Source organism: Corynebacterium wankanglinii (assembly GCF_013601005.1).
GTDB classification, from domain to species: domain Bacteria; phylum Actinomycetota; class Actinomycetes; order Mycobacteriales; family Mycobacteriaceae; genus Corynebacterium; species Corynebacterium wankanglinii.
On sequence record NZ_JABFED010000002.1, the window covers coordinates 201,323 to 221,430 of the forward strand.

Here is a 20,108-nt window from a genome sequence, read left to right on the forward strand (position 1 = left end):
GCGCGTCACTGGGCTGCGTCATACCTGGACGCCGCCCATCTTCCTCGTTCTCTCCCGACGGCGCTTCAGGCGCGCCGGACGCCAGGGAGTCTACCCCCGGTCCCCCGAAAGCACCGTCTCGCCCCAGAAGGTGTCGCCGCGTGCACCGCCTTGCGACGAACCTCCGGGCGCGGCCGTCCCCGGCGGTATCCAGTACACGGATGAGCCGATGTGGGTGGTCCACTCGTTGAGCCGGTCCGCCTCCATCAGCCGTTCCAATACCGGTGTGAACTGCACGTCCGGGTCTTTCTGGTACGCCAGGAAGATCAGACCCGCGTTAGACAGCTCCCCCGGCGCCGGCGGCAGCGTGTAGTTGTACGGCCTGCGCAGGAAGCGCTGCTCCGGGTGGTCCGCCGGCGGCATGGCGCGCGCCATGTGGGAGTTTTTGTCGATCACCGGTAGGCCGTACTCGTCTTTGGCATTCATGTCCGGGGCATCGAACTCGTCGCCGCCGGTCAGCGGAGCGCCGTCGTCAAGCTTGCGCCCCACCGCCACCTCGCGGGAGGCGCGGTCGAGGCGCTCCCAATCGTCCAAGTCCATCGCGATGCGGCGCACAACCAGCGACGTCGAACCGTCGGCCGCGAACACTTGCTCCCGATATTCCTCGTCGGATTTCGGGTTGACGGTGCCGTCCACCTGGCCAAACAGGTTGCGTGGAGTCTGCCCTTTCGGGATGGAGCCGTATGCATTGACGAACCCCTGCTGCAACCAGGCCGTCTTCACGTAGTCCATGCCAGCCCGCGTCATGTGTCGCAGCGCCCACGCACACATCACCGGGTCGTCGGAGCAGATCTGCAGCACCAGATCCGTCTGGCCCCACTCGTTCTGCAACTGCTCGCGCGGAACCGTGGGAATGTCGTGCAGCCACCGCGGCTTCACCCCCGGGTTGGCGATGTCGAAGATGCGCTCGCCGAACCCGCAAGTGATGGTGAGGTTCGCGGGCCACTCGACCATCTCCGGCTCAAGGCTTGACAGCGGGTTGCGTCCGGCTGTCAGCTCGCGGGCGTCCTCCGTCCACAGGCGCATTAGCCTTGCGACGCCGCGCCCGTCCACCCCGTCTTTGAGGTTAAACCCGGCGAGATTTAGCGAGGCTTGCGAGGGCGTGTCAATGCCCGCCTGGTGTTCGCCGTCGAAGGCGACGGCCGCCTCGGTGAGCGGCTCTGTGTTCGGGCCGGAATCGCTCGGCTCGTTCTCACACGCCGCGAGCAGTACGCCTGCCGACGCCACGCCGGCCGCACCCGCTGTCCCCTTCAGAAACCTCCGCCGGCTTACACCCGGCATGACGCGTCCTCCTTAGTGGCTGTGCTCGCCGTGGCTGGCGTGGTCGGCATGGTCCGCCTCGCCGTTAATTACTTGATCTGCGTGGTCGCCGTAGCTTTCGTGCCCCGGAAGCATGGTGCGCACCGCGACGTTTGGGATGGTTGCTGTTGATCCGTCCTCGAGCAGCAGTGTCACGTCCACGGTATCGCCCGCCTCGATCGCCGGCGCGTAGTCCATCACCATGAAGTGATCGCCGCCCGGCGCAAGCTCGTGCGTACCGCCCGCGGGGACATTAAAGCCGCCTTCCTTTTGGCGCATCACACCGTCGACAACCTCATGGATCTGGTTGTCCCCCTGGCCCAGCGAGGTGGTGAAGCCGACGACGGTGACATCCTCATCCGAGGTGTTGCGCAGGGTGCCGAAGATGGAAGTCATATCGCTGCCGTCGGCCGCGTCCTTCGCAGCCTTGGCGCGGACTGCGCCGTTTTCGAGCGTGACCGCATCGCTGGAAACGTGGTCCAGTCCATCCGCGGCCGGGTTGTCCGTCGCTGCTTCGTGGGTTGCGTCGTTGTACGAGGACTGCTCCTGCTCGGAGGTCTGGTTAGCGCTGCCGCTGCAGCTTGCCAGTGCTAGCGCCGCCGCAGCCAGGCCGGAAGCGAGAATCTTCTTCATTACGTGCTCCTACTTGTCTGCCGAAGGGTGGGTGCCGGGGGTGCGTCGAACCTTGACCAGCGCACCTAATCCAGCACCTGCGATGACAAGCACCCCCAACAGTGCCAACAGCACCTTTGAGCCAGTGCCCATGCCTTCATCGGCGTCAACCACCGGGTCCTTGTCCGCATCCGCAGCCGACGCAGCACTGCCACCCTCCGCGCCAGCCTGGTCGAAGCTGAACGAGGTCATGCCCTTTGTGGAGTGCCCGTCCGAGGACACAATTTGGAAGCCGACCTTGTAGTCGCCTGGTTGCGCGTTCACGTCATCCGGCAGATCAAGCGTGACGTAGCGTCCGTCGACTTCAGGCTCACCGGAGTACAACACTTCAGACTGTCCGCCCACCTCGCGCGAAATTGCAATGGTGTTGAACCCGTCCTGCACCTCCCCAGAAAACTCCAGGGTGACCGCGTCCGGGAACTCGCTAACCACACTCTTGTCTTCCGGGTTCGCCCTGATCACAGAATCGTGGGCGTAAGCCGGGGCTGCCGCGACCACCGAGGCTGCTGCTATGGCGGCAACCGCTCCCCCTCGTCGCGCTCTTGTCTGAATGAGCATGGTGCCTCCTCGCATAAAACTTTGGCGCCAGTGGGCGCTTAAAGGCTGTAGTCGTATCACTCTCGAGGTTAGTTCCCGGAGCTTCAAACACTAAGTCTTCGGCCAGAGCGAATAACTTGGCCATCCTGGAAGGCAGGGGTAATCGGAACCTCGAAAACCCCCGCACAAACAAAAACCGCCAGTTGCCTGGCGGTTTGTCTTGTGGTCCTAGCTGGGATCGAACCAGCGACCTTTCCGGTGTGAACGGAACGCTCTTCCACTGAGCCATAGGACCGAACGGACACAGAGATTACACGCACTGCCCGGAAGTACCGAATCGGCAGGTCAAGCGCGGTAACGTTGCGGACCGGAGGTGTGCCGTCGACAGCCAATCCAATGAACGCCCGAATTACAACCATAATTACAACCATGCAATTCCCTCACCACCCTTAAATTTATAGCCTGACATGGCGATTTGTACCGGGGAACAACTTGCGGATAAAGTTTGTTCTCGCATTCAACGCGGACAGCGTCGAAAGCATGCGGATGTAGCGCAGTTGGTAGCGCATCACCTTGCCAAGGTGAGGGTCGCGAGTTCGAGTCTCGTCATCCGCTCCAGTTCCCTACGGGGAGCTAGGGCGCGATTAGCTCAGCGGTAGAGCACTACCTCGACACGGTAGGGGTCACTGGTTCGATCCCAGTATCGCGCACAGAGGGTCGATTCCCTCTCCAATTACATAACAATGCGGATGTAGCGCAGTTGGTAGCGCATCACCTTGCCAAGGTGAGGGTCGCGAGTTCGAGTCTCGTCATCCGCTCCAAGTACTTCGGGGCACACCGAATACTTCGGAGGTAACTCCACGGTGGATTGGTCGAGTGGTTAGGCAACGGTCTGCAAAACCGTGTACACGGGTTCGATTCCCGTATCCACCTCCAAGCTTGAACAGCCTCGCGCGATTAGCTCAGCGGTAGAGCACTACCTCGACACGGTAGGGGTCACTGGTTCGATCCCAGTATCGCGCACAGAGGGATATCCCTCGCAAACTGAATAGCAATGCGGATGTAGCGCAGTTGGTAGCGCATCACCTTGCCAAGGTGAGGGTCGCGAGTTCGAGTCTCGTCATCCGCTCCACTCCCCGCCCCAGGTTCTCCCTGGAGCCGGGGTTACTCTTTTGCGCATGACTACTTGTGCAAGCGATTTGATCGGTCCCGTCCTCGACAGCGCAGAGTGCGAAACCCGAGCCGCGATGGTGATGACCATATTCGGCGCCTTCGGACGCAGAGGCACTTCCGCGGTGCTGGGAAACGACCTCGACTCGCAGCTCCTCCACGCTTTGCGCTCGTGGGCCGACGTGGTGCTCGTCTCCGCCGGCACTGTCACGGCGGAGGCCTACGGTTCTGCAGACACGCCCATCGCCATCCTCTCCCGTTCCCTCAACATCAAGCCCAATTCCGGAGTGCTCAAGGGACGCGACGCCATCATCGTCTGCCCGGAAAGTTCACTGCTCGACGTCACGCTCAACAACAAACGCGCCGCTTTAGAACGGGCGGGTGCTCGGTTTGTGGCCGCTGGCGAAGGCACCGCGGCTGAGATTGTGGACGCTTTGCACCGGGAGGGATTCAGGCGCATTGCCTGCGAGGGCGGTCCCAGCGTGTACGCCGACATGATCGCAGACAACCAGATCGATGTCCTGCACATCACCCTCGATCCCACCGTGAGCGACGCCGACGGCCCGTGGGGCATGGGCAACCTGGCCCAGCAGCCACCCTTTGAAGATCGCTACACACTGGAGGCCACGCATGCCTCCGACCTCGAGGCAGACTCGGGCGATTCTGTGTTGTTCCTGCGCTACCGGAGCGTTCGGGAAAGGTAAGCACATCCCGCCAGGTACGGTTAGGCCCGTGATTGCTTCCCCACCGACACGTAGAAGGCCGCTGAGAATCAGTACCACTACGCAGCAGGACCTGTCTGCGGTGCCGACTGCCCCGCTTGCACCTGCCGTCACCGCGGCCGCTTGGCCGGTCGCGGTGATGCTTGTCGTGCATCGGCTGTTCGTCTTGGCGCGGGAGGGCTCGGTCACAGACGACTTCACCACCGTGTGGTCGGCGGCGCGCCGCTTTGTGGAGCGGGTCCCCGTTTACAACGAGATCTACAGCCACGTCGACCCGCACTACTTGTACAACCCTGGCGCGACGCTGCTGTTATCGCCACTGGGATTGATCTCGGACGTTGCGACGGCGCGCCCATTGTTCATCGCCGTGAACGCGGCGTGCATCATCGCGGCGCTGGCCTGGCTAACGCGTCTGTGGGAGCGCCCGCTGTCCGGACCGACCCTCCCGGTCGCCATCGCACTGGCGTTTTGCACCGAGGCTGTTACGAACACGCTGGTGTTTTCCAACATCAACGGTGTGCTGTTGCTCGCTTTGGTCGCATTTATAGCGCTGCTGATGTCGCCGCGCGACATCGCCGCTGGCATCGTGCTGGGGTTGGCCATTTTGGTCAAACCGATGTTCGCCCCGTTGGTGGTGCTTCCCGCATTGCGGCTGCGGTGGCGTTCCCTCGTCGGCGCTATCGCAGTGCCGGTGCTCATGAACGTGATTGCCTGGCCGCTGACCCCGGGGGCGAGCGACTACATCGACGTGGTGGTGCCGTATCTGAGCATCACTCGCGATTACGCCAACTCCTCGCTGTCCGGATTCGCCGTCTACTTCGGCATGCCCGCATGGGCCCACGGTGTGTTGTTTGCCCTGTTGGGCGCGGCGGTTGCGGCTGCGGTGCTGGGGCTCGCCCGGGTCCGCCACACCGAGGAATTGCTCTACCTCTCCGTCGGTGCCGGAGTGCTCCTGGCCGGGGTCTGCCTGTTGTCGTCGCTCGGCCAGGCCTACTACTCCATGATGCTGTTTCCCGCCCTATTCACCGTTTTCCACCCGGATAGCCCCATCCGCACCTGGCCCACATGGCTCGGCGCCACCCTGTGCTTGTCGCCCTTGGACTGGGCAACCGCCGCCCACCCGCTAACAGGTAGCTGGCTAAACACGTTCTTGCCCACTCTCGGCTGGGCCATATTTATCGTTGCATGTTCGGCGTGGGTATTGTCGAGAACACTCGTGCGCGAAGCACCAACGACCGAAGCGGAAAGGACTGCGCAATGACCGAGCAGACCCCGAACTACAAGGACTTCACCGAAGCGCAGTGGCGCGAAAAGCTCTCCCCGGAGGAGTTCCGGGTGCTGCGTCAGGCAGGCACGGAGGCCCCTGGTGTCGGCGAATACACCAACACCACGACAGAGGGTGTCTACCGCTGTCGCGCGTGCGGTGCCGAGCTGTTCCGTTCCTCCGAAAAGTTCGACGCGCACTGCGGCTGGCCTTCATTCTTCACCCCCCTCGCGGGCGATGCGGTCATCGAGCGGGAGGACACATCCCACGGGATGATTCGTACCGAAGTTCTGTGCGCCAACTGCGGCTCCCACCTCGGCCACGTTTTCGCCGGCGAGGGTTATAACACCCCCACAGACCTGCGCTACTGCATCAACTCCATCTCGTTGACACTCGACGAAGCCTAAGCAGTAGCTTTAGGACGCCACCTACGGCAGCATCCCGATCACCTCAGCGATGTCGCCGACTCGGCGCCCCGTCTGGAACGGGATTTCCTCGCGCACATGCAGGCGCGCCTCCGTGTAGCGCATCGTCTTCATCAGCGCCTCGATGCGCTCCAAAGTCGGAGCTTCAAACGCGAGCATCCACTCGTAGTCGCCCAACGTGAACGCCTCGACGGTGTTCGCACGCACGTCTGCAAAGTCGCGTGCCGCCATGCCGTGCTCGGCGAGGATCCGGCGACGCTCCTGCGGGTCCATCACATACCAGTCATAGGAGCGCACGAACGGGTATACCGTGATCCAGTCCCCCGGCTCCTCTCCCATGATGAAACTGGGCAGGTGGGATTTGTTGAACTCGGCCGGGCGGTGCAGGCCGTTGCCAACCCAGCTCAGCTCGACGCGCTGACCAAAGGCAGTCTCCCGCCGGAAGTCTGCGAGCGCTTTCTGCAGGTGTTCAAATTCCTCCGCGTGCCACCAAATCATGAAGTCCGCGTCGGCCCGGATACCGGTGTTGTCGTAGATGCCACGAACTGTGACCAGGCCCTGCTCCTCCAAGCCGGCGAAGAAGGCGCGAGCCTCGTCGATAATCTCCGCCCGCTCACTTCCCAGCGCACCAGGGATTGCACGGAACACAGCGAACTGCAAGTAGCGCTGTGTCGCGTTGAGTTTGTCGAAATCAAGCTTGGCCATGGGTTTTGCCCCTTCCCTGCCACTCGGCAGATCAAACTAAAGACGTAGGCCATTCTACGCCGACCCGGTACAGCTCCACGGCGCGCCTCCCCCAACCTCGCCCGTTGCTGGATACGTTTGACGCTGTGATGAACCCGGACACCACATCCCCAATGTCCGCCAGCGGTGCTGACGAGGCCAGGGACGAACACGGAACCAGCGACGCTTGGCCCACGGAATTCAGCGCAGCCGTTGAATCGATGCACGCGGCGCGCCTGCGCCCCGAGATCTCCTTGGGCACCATCCGCCCGCCGCAGCGCCCAGCCCCATTCAGCCACGCTGTCGGACTGGAAGTTGCGCACCCCGAGGAGGATAACGTCCCCGTGGATTCCGACGGCGACGCATTCGGTCGCCTCATCCTCCTCCACTCCCCCGCAGCGGAGGAGGCGTGGGAAGGATCCATGCGCCTGGTCGCCTACATCCAGGCCGATATGGATGATGCGGTGGCTTCCGACCCGCTTCTGCCGGATGTGGCATGGCAGTGGCTCAATGAATCGCTCGCAGAGACCAACGCGGGATTCACCAACCTCGGAGGCACGGTGACGTCGACCACATCCGTCCGATTCGGTGAAATTGGCGGCCCGCCGCGCGCCTACCAGCTGGAAATGCGCGCCTCATGGACCGCGGAGGGCACAGACCTCCAGAGCCACGTGGAAGCGTTTTCGAAGGTACTCGCCCACGTCGCAGGTTTGCCGCCTGAAGGTGTGGCGCAGCTCAGCCCACGCTAAATTCCTCAGACATGAGTGCTCGGCCGATTTATACCCTGGTGAACACACCCGCTGCGTTCCGCGACGCAGCGGGTGCACTTGCGCTCGGACGAGGCCCATTCGCGGTTGACACCGAGCGCGCTTCGTCTTTCCGGTATGGCGACCGCGCCTTCCTAGTGCAGGTGCACCGTCGCGGCGCGGGGACATTCCTCATCGCCCCGGAGGGCCACCGGGATGCCGTCCAACAGGCGTTCGCACCGGTGCTCAACGGTGCTGAGTGGATCATCCACGCCGCTGGTGAGGATCTCCGCAGTCTCGCTCATCTCGGCCTGCACCCTGGGATCCTGTTCGACACCGAGCTGGCTTCCCGTATCGCTGGCTTCGACCGCCCTAATCTCGCTGCGATGGTCGAGCGTTTCGTTGGCGTCGAGCTGGAAAAGGGCCATGGCCACGAGGACTGGTCTCGCACGCCCTTACCCGTATCGTGGCAGGACTACGCGGCTCTAGACGTCGAGTATCTCAACGAGTTGGCGGAAGCCCTCGCCGAGTACCTCGACGCCAATGGCAAGCTCGGTTGGGCCTTCCAGGAGTTCAACCACCTCGTCAGGTCATATTCGCTGACGCCGCGCCCGAAGAAAGCCTGGCGCGATATGAAGGGCCTGTCCGCCCTGCGCGATGAGTCCGGCCTCCAGGTAGCGCGCGAACTGTGGCGGGCTCGGGAGCAGCTAGGGCAAGAGCGCGACATCTCCCCCGGGAGATTGCTGTCCAACCGAGACCTCGTCGACATCGCGCGTGCAAAGCCCTCCTCACCCCGCGAACTCGCCAGAGCCGTCGGGCGGACGAATTTGCCGCCGAGGGATGCGCGCGAGTGGCTCACTGTGGTGGAGCATGCGCTCGCCGCAGACCCCTCCTCTTGGCCCCCGCGGCACGCTCCGCAGTCGAATGCCGCACCTCCGAAATCCAGGTGGGAGCGGCACTACCCGCAGTCGTGGGCGATGCTGCAAACCTGCCGCGAAGGCATTGCACACCGCGCGGCTGAACTTCAGATGCAGCCAGAGGTATTGCTTGCACCTGCAACGCTCAGGGAGGCGGTGTGGGTAGCACCCGATACCGGGCCGGCATGGGACACACATCAAGCTGCATTAGCTCTGCAACACGCAGGCGCCCGCGCCTGGCAAGTCGGGTTCGCTGCGCCAATCTTGGCTGACGCTCACGGCCAGATGGTCACCGCCGTCTAACAGTCTGCGCGTTTACGCATCCCCTTCGGGATCAGCCAGGCTCGTGGCCCACTCGCGCACTTGTTCAGCCGCGGAATGCGGATCCAACCCGTACTCGCGCAAGATTTCGCTCCGAGAGGCATGCAGCGGAAAGACGTCGGGAAAGGCGAGGTGCCGTACCGGGACATCGACTTCTGCGGCGGCAAGCGCCTCGGCCACCGCAGAACCTACGCCCCCACGAACCACGCCGTCTTCGTACACCACTACGAGGTCCGCTTGCGAGGCCAGATCGATGATGTCGACTGGTACAGGGATGACCCAGCGCGGATCGGCGACGGTCACACGGATGCCGGCGTCACCCACAGCGTCAGCCACTTCGACGGCATATTGTCCGAAGGGCCCCACGGCGACCAGCAGCACGTCGATAGCATCCACGGATGGCTCCCCGCCAGGCCGAACCAAAATGTCCGTTCCCCCAGCGCAGCGCTCCACAGCATCGATGTCGGGACCGACTGCGCCCTTGGGGAAGCGGACGACCGTAGGCCCGTCGTCAACCGCGATGGCCTCCGCGAATTCTTCGCGCAGGCGCGCAGTGTCACGCGGTGCGCAGATGCGAATCCCCGGAACGATCGACGAGATCGCCATATCCCACACGCCGTTGTGGCTGGCCCCATCCGACCCGGTCACACCGGCTCTGTCCAACACTATTGTGACGGGTTGGCCGATAAGCCCCACGTCCATGAGAAGCTGGTCGAACGCGCGGTTGAGGAAGGTTGAATACACCGCCACCACCGGATGCAAGCCGCCGAGAGCCATGCCCGCCGCAGATGTCACCGCGTGCTGCTCCGCGATACCGACGTCGAAGAACCGATCCGGGAATTGCTCCGCGAACGGCTGCAGCCCCGTAGGTCCTGCCATGGCCGCGGTGATGGCGACGATGTCCTGGCGCTCGTGGCCAGCCCGCAGAAGCTCTTCGGTGAATACCGCGGTCCAGCCGGGCTCCGATTGGGCCAGAGACTCGCCCGTCACCGGGTCGATCACACCTGTGGAGTGCATCTGATCTGCCACGTTGTTTACTGCCGGGGCGAATCCATGCCCCTTCTCTGTCACCACGTGCACGATCAGTGGCCCGTCGTAGCGCTTGGCGTACTTAAACGCGTTGAGCAAGCTTTTCAGATCGTGGCCCTCGACTGGGCCCACGTACTTCATCCCCAGGTCCGGGAACATCTCGGTTGGCAGGACCTGGTACTTCACGCCTTCTTTGAGCGCATGGAGTGCGTCGAAGGTGCGCTCGCCTACCCACCCCATGGACTTCAAAGTCTTCTTGCCCGACTCCATGACCTCGTCATAAGCAGGCTGCATCCGAATGGCGGCGAGTTGATCGCGCAACTTTGTCAGGTTGTTGGCGAACCCGCCGATCGTCGGCGAGTAGGAGCGACCGTTGTCGTTGACCACGATCACTACGTTGCGGTTTGCGGCGGCGATGTTGTTTAACGCCTCCCAGCACATTCCGCCAGTGAGGGCCCCGTCACCAACCACTGCGACCACGTTGTCGCTTCCGCGGCCGGTAAGCGCCTTCGCCTTAGCTAGCCCGTCAGCGTACGACAGCGAGGCACTCGCATGGGAGGATTCTGTCCAGTCATGTTCGGATTCATCACGAGCCGTGTAGCCAGAGAGCCCGCCCTTCTTGCGGAGTGTGTCAAACCCCGCGGCGCGCCCAGTGAGGATCTTATGCACGTAGGACTGGTGCGAAGTATCAAAGATAATTGGGTCGTTCGGGGAGTCGAAGATGTAATGCAGCGCGATTGTTAGTTCCACGACCCCCAGGTTGGGCCCTAAGTGCCCACCGGTCGCAGAAACTTTCTGGATTAACATCTCCCTGATCTCATCCGCGAGACCGTCGAGTTGCGCAGGAGACAGCTTGCGGACATCCGCTGGCGTTGCAATGTGCTCGAGCAGTGCCACAGTCCCGTCGTACTCCTTCACCTTGTTGGGGTCACACTCACAGGGGCGTTCAAAACGAACGTGCGTGCAGTGTCGTTCACGCTAGTTTACACTCCCCGCCGAGCAGGCCGATCCGGCGTGTTAGCGGGTTCGAGTACGGCGAGGACCTCGAAGTGGTGGGTATTCGGAAACGCGTCGATAAGCTTCATCCGCTTCACCACGTACCCTTGCTCCCCGAAGTAGGACAGATCGCGGGCGAAGGTGGCCGGGTCGCACCCGACGTGAATGATTCGCTCGGGTCTAGCTCCAGCAATTGCCCTAACCGCATCTGCGCCGGCGCCAGAACGCGGCGGGTCCAAAACGACCAACCCCGGTGCCGGCAACTGGCCGACAACCTCGGTGACGTCCCCGTGGTGCATGTGTAAATCTAACGCGTCTACGACCTGCTGGCGACGGGCTGTCGCCGCGTTGGAAAAATCAACGGAGTCAATGCGGCCCCCGCCAAGAGCATCACTGATGGCCGGGGCAAACGCACCGACGCCACCGTAGAGGTCCCAGCCCACCGGGTTGTCGTAATGTCCTTGCCCCCACTGGGCAATCATGTCCGAGTAGGTCTCCGGGGCAAGGGTGTGAGCCTGCCAGAAGGCGGTAGGCGCGAACGCGAAATCGAAGCCGCGGACTCGCTCGACAGCCACCCCCGACCCTTCAACGATTTGCTGCACCGTTTCCGCCCTACGGCCACGCTGCGCCGTCTGTGTCTCAACGATGTGTCGTTGCCCATCCCCGTCAACGGCGACCACCAGCTCCGCACCGGGGGTGAACGTTCGCGAACCCTCGCCCACGACGCCTTCGAGCAACCCCCGGACAGGCTGGGTGCATTGCACATTCGCCACAACCTCTGCGGACTGAGCCCGGCGCATTCCTGCCCGCCCTCGGGCATCAACGCCCAGTCTCACACGGGTACGCCACCCAGTGATCGGCTGCAGCTGGATCGCCCGCATGGACGCAAGTGCAAAACCATCCAGGACCCCGGACCGCGCGGCCAGCGCGCCAAGCTGGCCGAGAAGCACCTCACGTTTGAGATGAAGTTGCTCAGCCGCTGCGATGTGGGAGAAATCGCAGCATCCCGCACCAGCCGCGGCAGCGGGACACGTCGGCGCTACACGGTGTTCCGACGGAGTGATAATCGCCGCGGTATCAGCCCGGGCCCACCGTTTCTTCACCCTAGTCAGCGTCGCCTCAACTGTGTCACCCGGAATTCCTCCGCGGACAAACACGACGCGGCCGTCCGGGGCATCCGCGATGCCCTCTCCCCCGTGTGCCATTGCCCGCACATCCAGCCGCATCCTCGCCCCGGGCGCGAGTTCCCGTGCCTGCACTTATTCGGCAGTCGGCGTTGCGGCGCCGCCGGAGTTCGTGCTACCGCCGCCCGCGCGACGATCGCGGATCTCCTGCAGCTGTTTCTGGTTTTCGGCATTTTGGGCGATGATCTGCTTCAACGCGTCGCTCAACGCGTTGGGGTTGCCCTCGGTCGGCACCTGGTCGCCCCCTTGTCCTTGACGAGCTTTTGCCTCGGCTGCGGCCTGGACCTGCTGAGCGAGCTGCGCGGGTAGCACCACCTGCAGGGAATTTCCTGCCAGAATCGGATCCTCCCCGCGGTAGACGAAGGAACGCGCGATGGTCTCCCGCCCGATCTCCGCGAGCTGGTCCTCAGAGCCCGTTGGCGCAGCCAGGGTAACGCGGTAGAGCCAGCGAGGCCCCTCCACACCGACGATGCGGATCACACCGTTGCTTCCAGTTCCCACGACTTCTTGGCCCCACGGACCTTGTTCGACCTCCACAGGCATGCCTTCTGAACGCATGCCCTGGATGATCTCCTCGGAGGACTCCTCCCATAATCCACCAGTGCGCGGCGCGGCGAACGCCACCGGTGTAATGCGGCCGTAGCGGGTAACAATGTGGACCATTTTCGGACCTTGCTCCCCCATCTCAACCTGCACCTGGGATTCCTTCGGCAACGGGACGCGAATTGATCCGAGGTTCAGGGTGACGTTGGAGAAATCAGAGAAGTCAAAATCCTCAATATTTACGTTGTCCCCGTCGAACGGGCCCGTGGACCCGCCAACCGGGTCGTAATCAACAAGAGCTGCAACCCCAGCCGCCGCCGAAGCACTCGCAGGTTCCGCAGGCGGATTCACCGCGGACGCTTCAGCTGAGGTCGTGGTTTCGTTGTTGCCACCCGCGACGGGTTCATTGTCGGCTGCCGCGGAGGTCTCCGGTTGGACAGCGTCCGACGGGGCGTCAGCGTCCGGCTTATGCACCCCGTTCACATCGGATTCGTTTTCCTGCTTCTTCTTTTTCTTCCCAAACGGCCAGAATGCCATCGATGGTCACTCCCTCAGAGGTTTTCTATCGGTGATTTTCCATGAGTGTAATTCTTGCAGTAGTGGCGGCTGACTGCGGACCACGCACGAGGAGTCAGAGGGTGCCCGTCGAGCCATATCCGCCGCTGCCGCGTGCGGTCTCGTCCAGCTGATCAACTTCCTCAAACTCCACCAGCTCCACACGCTGCACGACCAGCTGAGCGATGCGCGTGCCCCGAGTGATTTCAATAGCCTCGGAACGGTCAGTATTGATCAGGCATACCTTCAGCTCGCCGCGATAGCCGGCATCGACAGTGCCGGGAGTGTTGACGATGCTGAGCCCGTGCTTAGCCGCCAACCCTGAGCGCGGGTGGATGAGTCCAACGGTGCCCACCGGAAGCGCAACGGCTATGCCGGTGCCAACCAGAGCGCGCTCCCCAGGGCGCAACACGATGTCCTCGGTGGCGTACAGATCCGCACCTGCGTCCTCTGGGTGCGCTCGCTTTGGGAGGGGAATTCCGGGGTCAAGTCGCTTCACTCGAATTGCCGCGGCCGTCGACTGTCCGTACACCTCGTCCGCACGTTCTTGCTGTCTCACTCGGCCCACCCTACGTGAGACTCCGATAAGCCGACGCGATCGCAAACGCAGCGCAAGTGTGCGCTCGGTGCACCCCCGCCTATTGTGGAAAGCGTGAGTGAGACCGCTTCGAACCCGAACCGCACTGAATCGGCAGGTGCCGACGGTGCTGTATCCTCCAACGCGCGGACCGCGACGCAAGTGACGAAAGTGTTGTACTCGGAGCGGCAATGGGTGCCCTGGTACTGGTGGGTAGCGGTGGCAGGCCTCACGCTCCTATTCGCTGGGCAGCTCGGGCTGAACCGGAGTGTGTGGTGGTTTGCCGTGCCGCTCGTCCTTTTCGGCGCGCTGTCCGCGTGGTTTCTCCTGTGGCTATCCCGCACCACGGTCAAGGTGGAGCAAGACCCCGATGGGCATCGCTGGCTCCTCGTCGACGATGCGAATTTGCCCGATTCAGTCGTCTCCCGCTCAATGGTCGTCCCCGGCTCAGCCCGGCAAAATGCCCTAGGCCGCCAGCTGGATCCTGCCGCATTTCTGGTCTCGCGGCCGTGGGTAAGTGAGCACGTGCTCATCGTGCTGGATGATCCGGAAGACCCAACCCCGTACTGGCTCATCTCCTCAAAGGACCCGGAAACGTTGTTGGAGGCCTTCACCCCGGGGACGGTCGCCCGCTAATACTTTGGGCTGATTGACGACACACGCAAGGGCGGCGCCACTGCAACAAGATGGCGCCGCCCTTGCGTCGGTTGTTCGGCGAGTTGCTACTCGCAGTCGAGGCAGATCTTAGAGCCGTCGGCTTCGGTGTATGCCAGACGGTTGTTCTTTTGCACCAGGAAGCAGGATGCGCACGTAAATTCGTCATCCTGCCGGGGCTTGACCTCTACATTGAGCTCCTCGCCGGAGAGGTCTTGTGTCGGCGGTTCGACTGGCTCCACAATCTCACCGTCGTCGTCCATGCTGCTTCCCGCTACTTCGGCGGCCTTGAGCCCCTCGAGGGAATCCGTCTCAATGTCGTCTTCCATCCGGCGCCGTGGCGCATCGTAATCGGTGGCCATGATGGTGTGTCCTCCAGCTCAGCGTGATCGTCCCCATTGGGGCTCGATGTCGTTATTTGAGCGGAATACTAGGGGATACATATTGCCCTGTCATCTTCCCAGCTCACCGCCCAAAAAGAGTGGTTGCGAAGCGATGCACGGACACCGTTTGTACACTGCCTTGCATGACTGACAAGGCTCTCGGTTTTGGCGTGGATGTCGGCGGGTCCGGCGTCAAGGGCGCTGTGGTGGATCTGCACACGGGTGAATTCGTAGGCGAGCGGGTCAAAATCGCCACTCCCCGTCCCGCCACCCCGAACGCCGTTGCTGAGGTGGTCGCCCAAATCACCCAGCAATGCAATTGGAGCGGCCCTGTGGGCATCACTCTCCCCTCGGTGGTGGTGCAGCAGGTTGCCCGCACCGCCGCGAACATCGACCAGTCGTGGGTGGGAGCGAACGTTCATACTGTGTTTGCCCAGGCGCTCGGCACCGAGCGAGTCGCAGTACTCAACGACGCCGACGCGGCTGGCATCGCTGAGGTCGCATTCGGCGACCCGGCGGCGCGCAGTGGCGCGGTGATCTTTCTAACGTTCGGTACAGGAATCGGTTCATCTTTCCTTATGGACGGCACCCTCTTTCCAAACACGGAGCTCGGACATATGCGTATCGACGGCGCGGAGGCAGAGCAGTTCGCATCCTCTGCAGCCCGCGACCGCGAGAAGCTGAGTTACAAAAAGTGGGCAAAACGCGTGGACACGGTCCTACACGAGTACGAACGGCTGTTTAACCCATCTGCCTTTGTCGTAGGCGGGGGCATCTCACGTCACGCTGAACGGTGGGTGCCAATGCTTACAGTGGAAACTCCCGTTGTGCCGGCTGCCTTACGCAACCGCGCGGGTATCGTGGGCGCGGCAATGGCGGCACAATCCCGAGTCGCACCGTAACCCTTAGCAACAGGTGCTGTACGGTGGTGGCCGTTCAACCGTCGCATGCGGGGATAGGGAATATACCTCAATGGCGGCTGTTAATATTGGCGTTCTGAAAAAAATGGGACGCATACGTACCCTGGATTGCCAGTGGTAAGGTCCGATGACTCGAAAGGGCGTACGTGGTAGCCAGCGAAGCTTCAAGCAATAGTGCCGACGACGTGACTGCGGTTTCGTCCGACGGTGGCGCAGGCAGCGTTGCCAAACCCAGCGCGAAAAAGACGGCGAAAAAAGCCGTGAAGAAAACCGCGAAAAAGACCGCCAAGAAAACGGCGAAGAAAGCAGTGAAGAAGACTGCTAAGAAGACCGCCCGCAAGACGTCTGCGAAAAAGGCAACGGCTAAGAAAGCGACGAAGGCCGTTGCCACGGTTGACGCTGATGAGCGAGAAGATGATCCTCTCACCGCTGAAGCTGAGGGTGGCGATCTGAGCGATACCAACATCGAGCGTGACGAGGCCGACTACGATCCGGAGCTCGGCGACGACGATGACGCGTTCGACGAGGACATCGACGACGCCTTGGGCGAAGACGACGTCGAGGAGGACGAGGACCTCGGCGACGACAGTGAGGCCGAGGACGAAGAAGAGGAAGAGGACGAGGGCGCCTCGGTCTGGGACATCGAGGAGTCTGCAGCACTTCGCCAGGCACGAAAAGACGCGCAGCTCACCGCTTCCGCCGATTCGGTGCGCGCTTACCTCAAGCAGATCGGCAAGGTAGCCCTCCTTGACGCAGAGCAGGAGGTTTCGCTGGCAAAGCGCATCGAAGCGGGTTTGTACGCCCAATATCGTCTAGACGAGATGGCGCGTGCAGCTGCTGAAGGCGACAAGGACGCCAAGTTGACGCCGGCGGTCAAACGTGACTTGCGCGCCGTGGCACGTGACGGACGCAAAGCAAAGAATCACCTCCTCGAGGCAAACCTGCGTCTCGTAGTGTCCCTTGCCAAGCGATACACCGGTCGTGGCATGGCCTTTCTGGATTTAATCCAGGAGGGCAACCTTGGTCTCATCCGCGCCGTGGAAAAATTCGACTATTCCAAGGGCTACAAGTTCTCCACCTACGCCACATGGTGGATCCGGCAGGCGATCACGCGCGCGATGGCGGACCAGGCCCGTACCATCCGCATCCCGGTGCACATGGTTGAGGTCATTAACAAGCTCGGCCGTATCCAGCGTGAGCTACTGCAGGATCTCGGACGTGAGCCCACGCCGTTGGAGCTTGCGAAAGAAATGGACATCACCGAGGAGAAGGTTCTCGAAATCCAGCAGTACGCTCGCGAACCCATCTCGCTCGATCAGACGATCGGCGACGAAGGTGATAGCCAGCTGGGTGATTTCATCGAGGATTCCGAGGCGGTTGTTGCGGTAGACGCGGTATCTTTCACCCTCCTCCAAGACCAGCTCCAAGACGTGCTACACACGCTATCGGAGCGTGAAGCCGGTGTAGTCCGGCTGCGGTTCGGTCTTACCGACGGGATGCCGCGCACGTTAGATGAGATCGGGCAGGTTTACGGTGTGACCCGCGAGCGCATTCGCCAGATCGAGTCGAAGACGATGTCCAAGCTGCGCCACCCGTCGCGTTCCCAGGTACTGAGGGACTACCTGGACTAACAACTAAGGTGCTGCCGTAGAGAGAAAGCCCTGACCGGATTCGGTCAGGGCTTTACTCGTCGGTGCGAGACGCGATTAGTTGTTCAGGCTTTTCTCCACCTCATCCTCGATGCAGGTTTGGAATTTTTCGTTGTCGTTCTGGAACTGTTCGCACGCCTCGAACACTCCGTCATCCATCAGCTGCTTAGCCATGGAGAAGCCGAAAATGAGCATAAGGACGGAGAGGATCAGCGCAATCACGCTGGTTACTATGCCGGTAATCGCCATGCCTTTGCGGGCACCGGGACCCTGAATAGAGCTGGCCTTGCGAACGCCCATGATACCAAGCACGAGGGCGATGATCCCCAAGATGATTGCGGGGAACACGAACACAAGCCCCAGCAGAGCGAGGATGCCCAGAATCATCGCTGCAAGCGCGACGCCGTTATTCTGCTGCTGTGTCGGCGCCGGTTCAAACCCGTAAGAAGTGGGCGCGGCGTTGTAGTTGCCGCCCGCCATGCCGTAGCCCGCGTGCCCCGCGTCGCCACGGGTGTAATCCGGCGTAAGCTGCTCATGTCCGGCGTATCCGCCGTTACCGGACACACCTTCTGGGTGAGCGCGGAAATTACTGCCCTCAGCGTTAGTGCCGTACGGGTTCTGTCCGTGCGGGTTCTGTCCGTGCGGGTCACTACCGCTCGGCTCGTTCGGGTTCTGGCCAGGGTTGTATGGAGTGCTCATCACTTCTTCCTTTCGCGGATACGTGTCGCAGGCAACCCTACCGGTGGGTCTACCAGTCGCGCAGGAAAGCGATGCGCTTGCGCAGTTGTTCCGCGTTGCACAACGCTGTGGGCGGTCCCCCGCAGGCTTTGCGCACCTCCGTGTGGATCGCACCGTGGGGCCGGCCGGTTTTGCCAGCCGCGATAGCCACCCGAGCGTTGAGTTCCTTCCGCAACCGCGGCAGCTCGTCCGCCGCTGTTGCGGGTTCTTCCCCCTCGGTCGTCGCTGTTGGTGGCGGTTTCACCGGTTCCCCAAGCACCTCTGCGCGCTCACGCGCCTTGCGATCTTCCTCCCGGCGCGCACGTTCTTCTGCATCCCGGGCGTCGAGTTGATCGCTCTGGCGTTTGGCCAGCAGGGTGCGGACTTGCTCTGCGTCGAGAAGGCCTGGTAGGCCGAGAAAGTCCTGTTCTTCCGCAGACCCGGCCTGTGTGGGGGTGCCGTAGGTGGAGCCGTCGAAGATGAGCGAGTCGAGCTCGGCAGAGGCGCCGATAACTTCGTAGTTCGGGCCCTCGTCGGGCTCGTTTTGTGTGCGATTCGCCTGCTCTAATAGCTCGTCTGACCAGCCAGACTCACGGTGCGGCTTGCCCAAAACGTGGTCGCGTGAAACTTCCATTTCTTCGGCCAGACGTAGCAGCACCGGCACGGACGGAAGGAAGACCGACGCGGACTCACCAGGCATGCGGGAGCGAACGAATCGGCCGATGGCCTGTGCAAAGAACAACGGTGTAGAGGCGGAGGTCGCGTACACGCCCACTGACAGACGCGGTACGTCCACGCCCTCTGAGACCATGCGCACCGCGACCATCCATTCGTCCTGGGAGGCGGAGAACTCGTCGATCCGGTCAGACGCACCAGGCTCGTCGGACAGCACCACCGTCACGGGGGTGTTGGACAGCGTCTCGAGAATTTTCGCGTATGCGCGCGCTGTGGTTTTGTTCGTTGCGATGACCAGGCCCCCGGCGTCGGGCATGTTCGCGCGGATCTTCATTAACCGGGTGTGAGCGGCGGTAAGCACTGCGGCAATCCAGCCGCCCTTCGGGTCGAGGGCCGTCCGCCACGCACGTGCGGTCTGTTCCGCATTGAGGGGCTCACCCAGGCGGGCTGAGTATTCCTCCCCCGCTGAGTCCTTCCATTGGGCCTCGCCGGAGTATGCAAGGAATACCACTGGTCGCACGACGCCGTCCGCCAGGGCGTGGGAATAGCCGTAGGTGTAGTCGGCCTCCGAGACTAGGTGGCCTTCCCCGTCTTCGACGTAGCGGACGAAGGGAATCTGGGAATCGTCGGAGCGAAACGGCGTTCCAGTCAGTGCGAGACGGTGTTCGACGTCGTTGTAGGCCTCGTACACACCGTCACCCCAGCTTTTGGAATCGCCGGCATGGTGGATCTCGTCCAAGATGACCAAGGTTCGGCGTGCCGAGGCAATTGCGTGGTGCTTAAACGGGTGCATCCCCACTTGTGCGTAGGTGACGACGATGCCGTCGTAAGACGCGTTGACGGCTGAAGAGTTGGTGAAGTTCGGGTCCAGCGACAGCCCGAAGCGCTTCGCGGAGTCGGACCACTGGTGCTTCAGGTGCTCCGTTGGCACCACGACGATGATGCGCTGGACGGTCCTGTCTTCAACCAACTTCGAAGCAAGCGTCAGTGCGAACGTCGTTTTTCCCGCTCCCGGGGTTGCGACAGCCATGAAGTCTCGCGGTTTGGCTCGCAGAAACGAATCGAGGGCCTCCTGCTGCCATTTACGCAGCTGGGGCCCGGTGGTCGCGGCGCTCACTTGCGGCGCAACCCCTTATAAATCCGTTCGCAGTCGGGGCACACGGGAGAGCCCGGCTTGGCTTGTTTTTTTACCGGAAAGGTTTCGCCGCATAACGCCACAACCATCTTGCCGGAAATGGCGGAATCGACGATCTGGTCCTTTTTCACGTAGTGGAAAAACTTCGGGGTGCCGTCGTCCGTGGTCGACGAGGTGTCTTCCCTGAGATCGGGGCGCTCGAGCGTCTTGGTCATCGTATTCACGGCACCTATCATGCCCCAATTTGGGCCAGAGG

The 20,108-nt window shown here is 62.2% G+C and carries 20 protein-coding genes and 7 tRNA genes; 14 read left to right on the forward strand and 13 right to left on the reverse strand.

The genetic code is table 11. From position 1 onward, the window contains the following. Positions 1-90: 90 nt before the first annotated feature. The 4 genes from HMA55_RS03940 to HMA55_RS03955 all read right to left on the reverse strand — a co-directional run bounded on the left by HMA55_RS03940 (position 91) and on the right by HMA55_RS03955 (position 2,842). Complete coding sequence (locus HMA55_RS03940) at positions 91-1,320, reverse strand: Dyp-type peroxidase (protein ID WP_181191773.1); 1,230 nt, start codon at positions 1,318-1,320, stop codon at positions 91-93. 12 nt (positions 1,321-1,332) lie between these two features. Next, positions 1,333-1,971 carry a copper chaperone PCu(A)C gene (locus HMA55_RS03945; RefSeq protein WP_181191774.1) on the reverse strand — a complete coding sequence of 213 codons (639 nt, stop codon included), beginning with the start codon at positions 1,969-1,971 and terminating at the stop codon, positions 1,333-1,335. 9 nt (positions 1,972-1,980) lie between these two features. Then, positions 1,981-2,568, reverse strand: coding sequence for a copper resistance CopC family protein (locus tag HMA55_RS03950; RefSeq protein ID WP_235961725.1), 588 nt, complete (start codon positions 2,566-2,568; stop codon positions 1,981-1,983). Positions 2,569-2,770: 202 nt separating this feature from the next. Beyond that, positions 2,771-2,842 (reverse strand) — tRNA-Val (locus HMA55_RS03955). Between the two features lie 247 nt (positions 2,843-3,089). On the opposite strand from HMA55_RS03955, the gene HMA55_RS03960 reads away from it, so the two are divergent. From HMA55_RS03960 to msrB, 9 genes are all read left to right on the forward strand, one after another. Further along, a tRNA-Gly gene (locus tag HMA55_RS03960) sits at positions 3,090-3,165 on the forward strand. Positions 3,166-3,185: 20 nt separating this feature from the next. Further along, positions 3,186-3,257 (forward strand) — tRNA-Val (locus HMA55_RS03965). Positions 3,258-3,292: 35 nt separating this feature from the next. Then, positions 3,293-3,368, forward strand: a tRNA-Gly gene (locus HMA55_RS03970). A gap of 41 nt (positions 3,369-3,409) precedes the next feature. Continuing rightward, positions 3,410-3,483: transfer RNA gene (locus tag HMA55_RS03975), tRNA-Cys, on the forward strand. Between the two features lie 15 nt (positions 3,484-3,498). After that, a tRNA-Val gene (locus tag HMA55_RS03980) sits at positions 3,499-3,570 on the forward strand. A gap of 33 nt (positions 3,571-3,603) precedes the next feature. Next, a tRNA-Gly gene (locus HMA55_RS03985) sits at positions 3,604-3,679 on the forward strand. A 46-nt stretch (positions 3,680-3,725) separates the two neighbouring features. Beyond that, a complete protein-coding gene (locus tag HMA55_RS03990; protein ID WP_181191776.1) occupies positions 3,726-4,421 on the forward strand; it encodes a dihydrofolate reductase family protein in 696 nt (231 codons plus the stop codon). A 28-nt stretch (positions 4,422-4,449) separates the two neighbouring features. Beyond that, positions 4,450-5,700 carry a glycosyltransferase family 87 protein gene (locus HMA55_RS03995; protein ID WP_257802293.1) on the forward strand — a complete coding sequence of 417 codons (1,251 nt, stop codon included), beginning with the start codon at positions 4,450-4,452 and terminating at the stop codon, positions 5,698-5,700. Then, complete coding sequence (gene msrB / locus HMA55_RS04000) at positions 5,697-6,110, forward strand: peptide-methionine (R)-S-oxide reductase MsrB (RefSeq protein WP_181191777.1); 414 nt, start codon at positions 5,697-5,699, stop codon at positions 6,108-6,110. The genes HMA55_RS03995 and msrB overlap by 4 nt, the downstream gene beginning before the upstream one ends. 21 nt (positions 6,111-6,131) lie before the next feature. Here msrB and hemQ read toward each other — a convergent pair whose 3' ends face one another. Beyond that, positions 6,132-6,833, reverse strand: a complete 702-nt coding sequence (gene hemQ / locus HMA55_RS04005) for a hydrogen peroxide-dependent heme synthase (protein ID WP_181191778.1) — start codon at positions 6,831-6,833, stop codon at positions 6,132-6,134. Between the two features lie 128 nt (positions 6,834-6,961). Here hemQ and HMA55_RS04010 point away from each other — a divergent pair, with 128 nt between their 5' ends. Together HMA55_RS04010 and HMA55_RS04015 are read left to right on the forward strand one after the other, a co-directional pair. Next, entirely contained in the window at positions 6,962-7,600 is a 639-nt protein-coding gene (locus HMA55_RS04010; protein ID WP_181192045.1) for a DUF3000 domain-containing protein, read from the forward strand. An 11-nt stretch (positions 7,601-7,611) separates the two neighbouring features. Beyond that, positions 7,612-8,817 carry an HRDC domain-containing protein gene (locus HMA55_RS04015; RefSeq protein ID WP_181191779.1) on the forward strand — a complete coding sequence of 402 codons (1,206 nt, stop codon included), beginning with the start codon at positions 7,612-7,614 and terminating at the stop codon, positions 8,815-8,817. A gap of 12 nt (positions 8,818-8,829) precedes the next feature. On the opposite strand, the gene dxs is transcribed toward HMA55_RS04015, so the two are convergent. The 4 genes from dxs to dut form a co-directional block, all read right to left on the reverse strand. Then, positions 8,830-10,761: a 1-deoxy-D-xylulose-5-phosphate synthase gene (dxs, locus tag HMA55_RS04020; protein ID WP_181191780.1), complete on the reverse strand. Its 1,932-nt coding sequence runs from the start codon at positions 10,759-10,761 to the stop codon at positions 8,830-8,832. 86 nt (positions 10,762-10,847) lie between these two features. Further along, positions 10,848-12,086, reverse strand: coding sequence for a class I SAM-dependent RNA methyltransferase (locus tag HMA55_RS04025; RefSeq protein ID WP_181192046.1), 1,239 nt, complete (start codon positions 12,084-12,086; stop codon positions 10,848-10,850). A gap of 33 nt (positions 12,087-12,119) precedes the next feature. Beyond that, complete coding sequence (locus tag HMA55_RS04030) at positions 12,120-13,124, reverse strand: DUF3710 domain-containing protein (protein WP_181191781.1); 1,005 nt, start codon at positions 13,122-13,124, stop codon at positions 12,120-12,122. 94 nt (positions 13,125-13,218) lie between these two features. Next, positions 13,219-13,701 carry a dUTP diphosphatase gene (dut, locus tag HMA55_RS04035; protein WP_257802297.1) on the reverse strand — a complete coding sequence of 161 codons (483 nt, stop codon included), beginning with the start codon at positions 13,699-13,701 and terminating at the stop codon, positions 13,219-13,221. A 180-nt stretch (positions 13,702-13,881) separates the two neighbouring features. Here dut and HMA55_RS04040 point away from each other — a divergent pair, with 180 nt between their 5' ends. After that, positions 13,882-14,355 carry a DUF3093 domain-containing protein gene (locus tag HMA55_RS04040; protein WP_257802343.1) on the forward strand — a complete coding sequence of 158 codons (474 nt, stop codon included), beginning with the start codon at positions 13,882-13,884 and terminating at the stop codon, positions 14,353-14,355. An 86-nt stretch (positions 14,356-14,441) separates the two neighbouring features. On the opposite strand, the gene HMA55_RS04045 is transcribed toward HMA55_RS04040, so the two are convergent. Beyond that, on the reverse strand, positions 14,442-14,735 hold the full coding sequence (locus HMA55_RS04045) for a DUF4193 domain-containing protein (protein ID WP_181191783.1): 294 nt from the start codon (positions 14,733-14,735) through the stop codon (positions 14,442-14,444). A 164-nt stretch (positions 14,736-14,899) separates the two neighbouring features. Here HMA55_RS04045 and ppgK point away from each other — a divergent pair, with 164 nt between their 5' ends. Together ppgK and HMA55_RS04055 are read left to right on the forward strand one after the other, a co-directional pair. Next, entirely contained in the window at positions 14,900-15,658 is a 759-nt protein-coding gene (gene ppgK / locus HMA55_RS04050; protein WP_181191784.1) for a polyphosphate--glucose phosphotransferase, read from the forward strand. A gap of 164 nt (positions 15,659-15,822) precedes the next feature. Next, positions 15,823-17,307, forward strand: a complete 1,485-nt coding sequence (locus tag HMA55_RS04055) for an RNA polymerase sigma factor (protein ID WP_374680587.1) — start codon at positions 15,823-15,825, stop codon at positions 17,305-17,307. A gap of 75 nt (positions 17,308-17,382) precedes the next feature. On the opposite strand, the gene HMA55_RS04060 is transcribed toward HMA55_RS04055, so the two are convergent. The 3 genes from HMA55_RS04060 to HMA55_RS04070 are packed head-to-tail and all read right to left on the reverse strand — an operon-like array spanning position 17,383 to position 20,088. Further along, on the reverse strand, positions 17,383-18,024 hold the full coding sequence (locus tag HMA55_RS04060) for a DUF4190 domain-containing protein (protein ID WP_181191786.1): 642 nt from the start codon (positions 18,022-18,024) through the stop codon (positions 17,383-17,385). 49 nt (positions 18,025-18,073) lie between these two features. Then, positions 18,074-19,834 (reverse strand): DEAD/DEAH box helicase, encoded by a 1,761-nt coding sequence (locus HMA55_RS04065; protein ID WP_181191787.1) that lies wholly within the window; start codon positions 19,832-19,834, stop codon positions 18,074-18,076. Beyond that, the gene (locus HMA55_RS04070; protein WP_181191788.1) at positions 19,831-20,088 is read right to left on the reverse strand and encodes a DUF3039 domain-containing protein; all 258 of its coding nucleotides are present in this window, start codon (positions 20,086-20,088) and stop codon (positions 19,831-19,833) included. The genes HMA55_RS04065 and HMA55_RS04070 overlap by 4 nt, the downstream gene beginning before the upstream one ends. Between the last annotated feature and the right edge of the window lie 20 nt (positions 20,089-20,108).

What these genes read in the sequence shown, in the direction of transcription:
- HMA55_RS04045 (WP_181191783.1), bottom strand. Translation starts at nt 14,735, where the DNA reads ATGGCCACCGATTACGATGCGCCACGGCGCCGGATGGAAGACGACATT.
- HMA55_RS04025 (WP_181192046.1), bottom strand. Translation starts at nt 12,086, where the DNA reads ATGCGGCTGGATGTGCGGGCAATGGCACACGGGGGAGAGGGCATCGCG.
- HMA55_RS04030 (WP_181191781.1), bottom strand. Translation starts at nt 13,124, where the DNA reads ATGGCATTCTGGCCGTTTGGGAAGAAAAAGAAGAAGCAGGAAAACGAA.
- HMA55_RS04070 (WP_181191788.1), bottom strand. Translation starts at nt 20,088, where the DNA reads ATGATAGGTGCCGTGAATACGATGACCAAGACGCTCGAGCGCCCCGAT.
- HMA55_RS03950 (WP_235961725.1), bottom strand. Translation starts at nt 2,568, where the DNA reads ATGCTCATTCAGACAAGAGCGCGACGAGGGGGAGCGGTTGCCGCCATA.
- hemQ (WP_181191778.1), bottom strand. Translation starts at nt 6,833, where the DNA reads ATGGCCAAGCTTGATTTCGACAAACTCAACGCGACACAGCGCTACTTG.
- HMA55_RS03945 (WP_181191774.1), bottom strand. Translation starts at nt 1,971, where the DNA reads ATGAAGAAGATTCTCGCTTCCGGCCTGGCTGCGGCGGCGCTAGCACTG.
- HMA55_RS03990 (WP_181191776.1), top strand. Translation starts at nt 3,726, where the DNA reads ATGACTACTTGTGCAAGCGATTTGATCGGTCCCGTCCTCGACAGCGCA.
- ppgK (WP_181191784.1), top strand. Translation starts at nt 14,900, where the DNA reads ATGACTGACAAGGCTCTCGGTTTTGGCGTGGATGTCGGCGGGTCCGGC.
- HMA55_RS04010 (WP_181192045.1), top strand. Translation starts at nt 6,962, where the DNA reads ATGAACCCGGACACCACATCCCCAATGTCCGCCAGCGGTGCTGACGAG.
- HMA55_RS04015 (WP_181191779.1), top strand. Translation starts at nt 7,612, where the DNA reads ATGAGTGCTCGGCCGATTTATACCCTGGTGAACACACCCGCTGCGTTC.
- msrB (WP_181191777.1), top strand. Translation starts at nt 5,697, where the DNA reads ATGACCGAGCAGACCCCGAACTACAAGGACTTCACCGAAGCGCAGTGG.
- HMA55_RS04060 (WP_181191786.1), bottom strand. Translation starts at nt 18,024, where the DNA reads ATGAGCACTCCATACAACCCTGGCCAGAACCCGAACGAGCCGAGCGGT.
- HMA55_RS03940 (WP_181191773.1), bottom strand. Translation starts at nt 1,320, where the DNA reads ATGCCGGGTGTAAGCCGGCGGAGGTTTCTGAAGGGGACAGCGGGTGCG.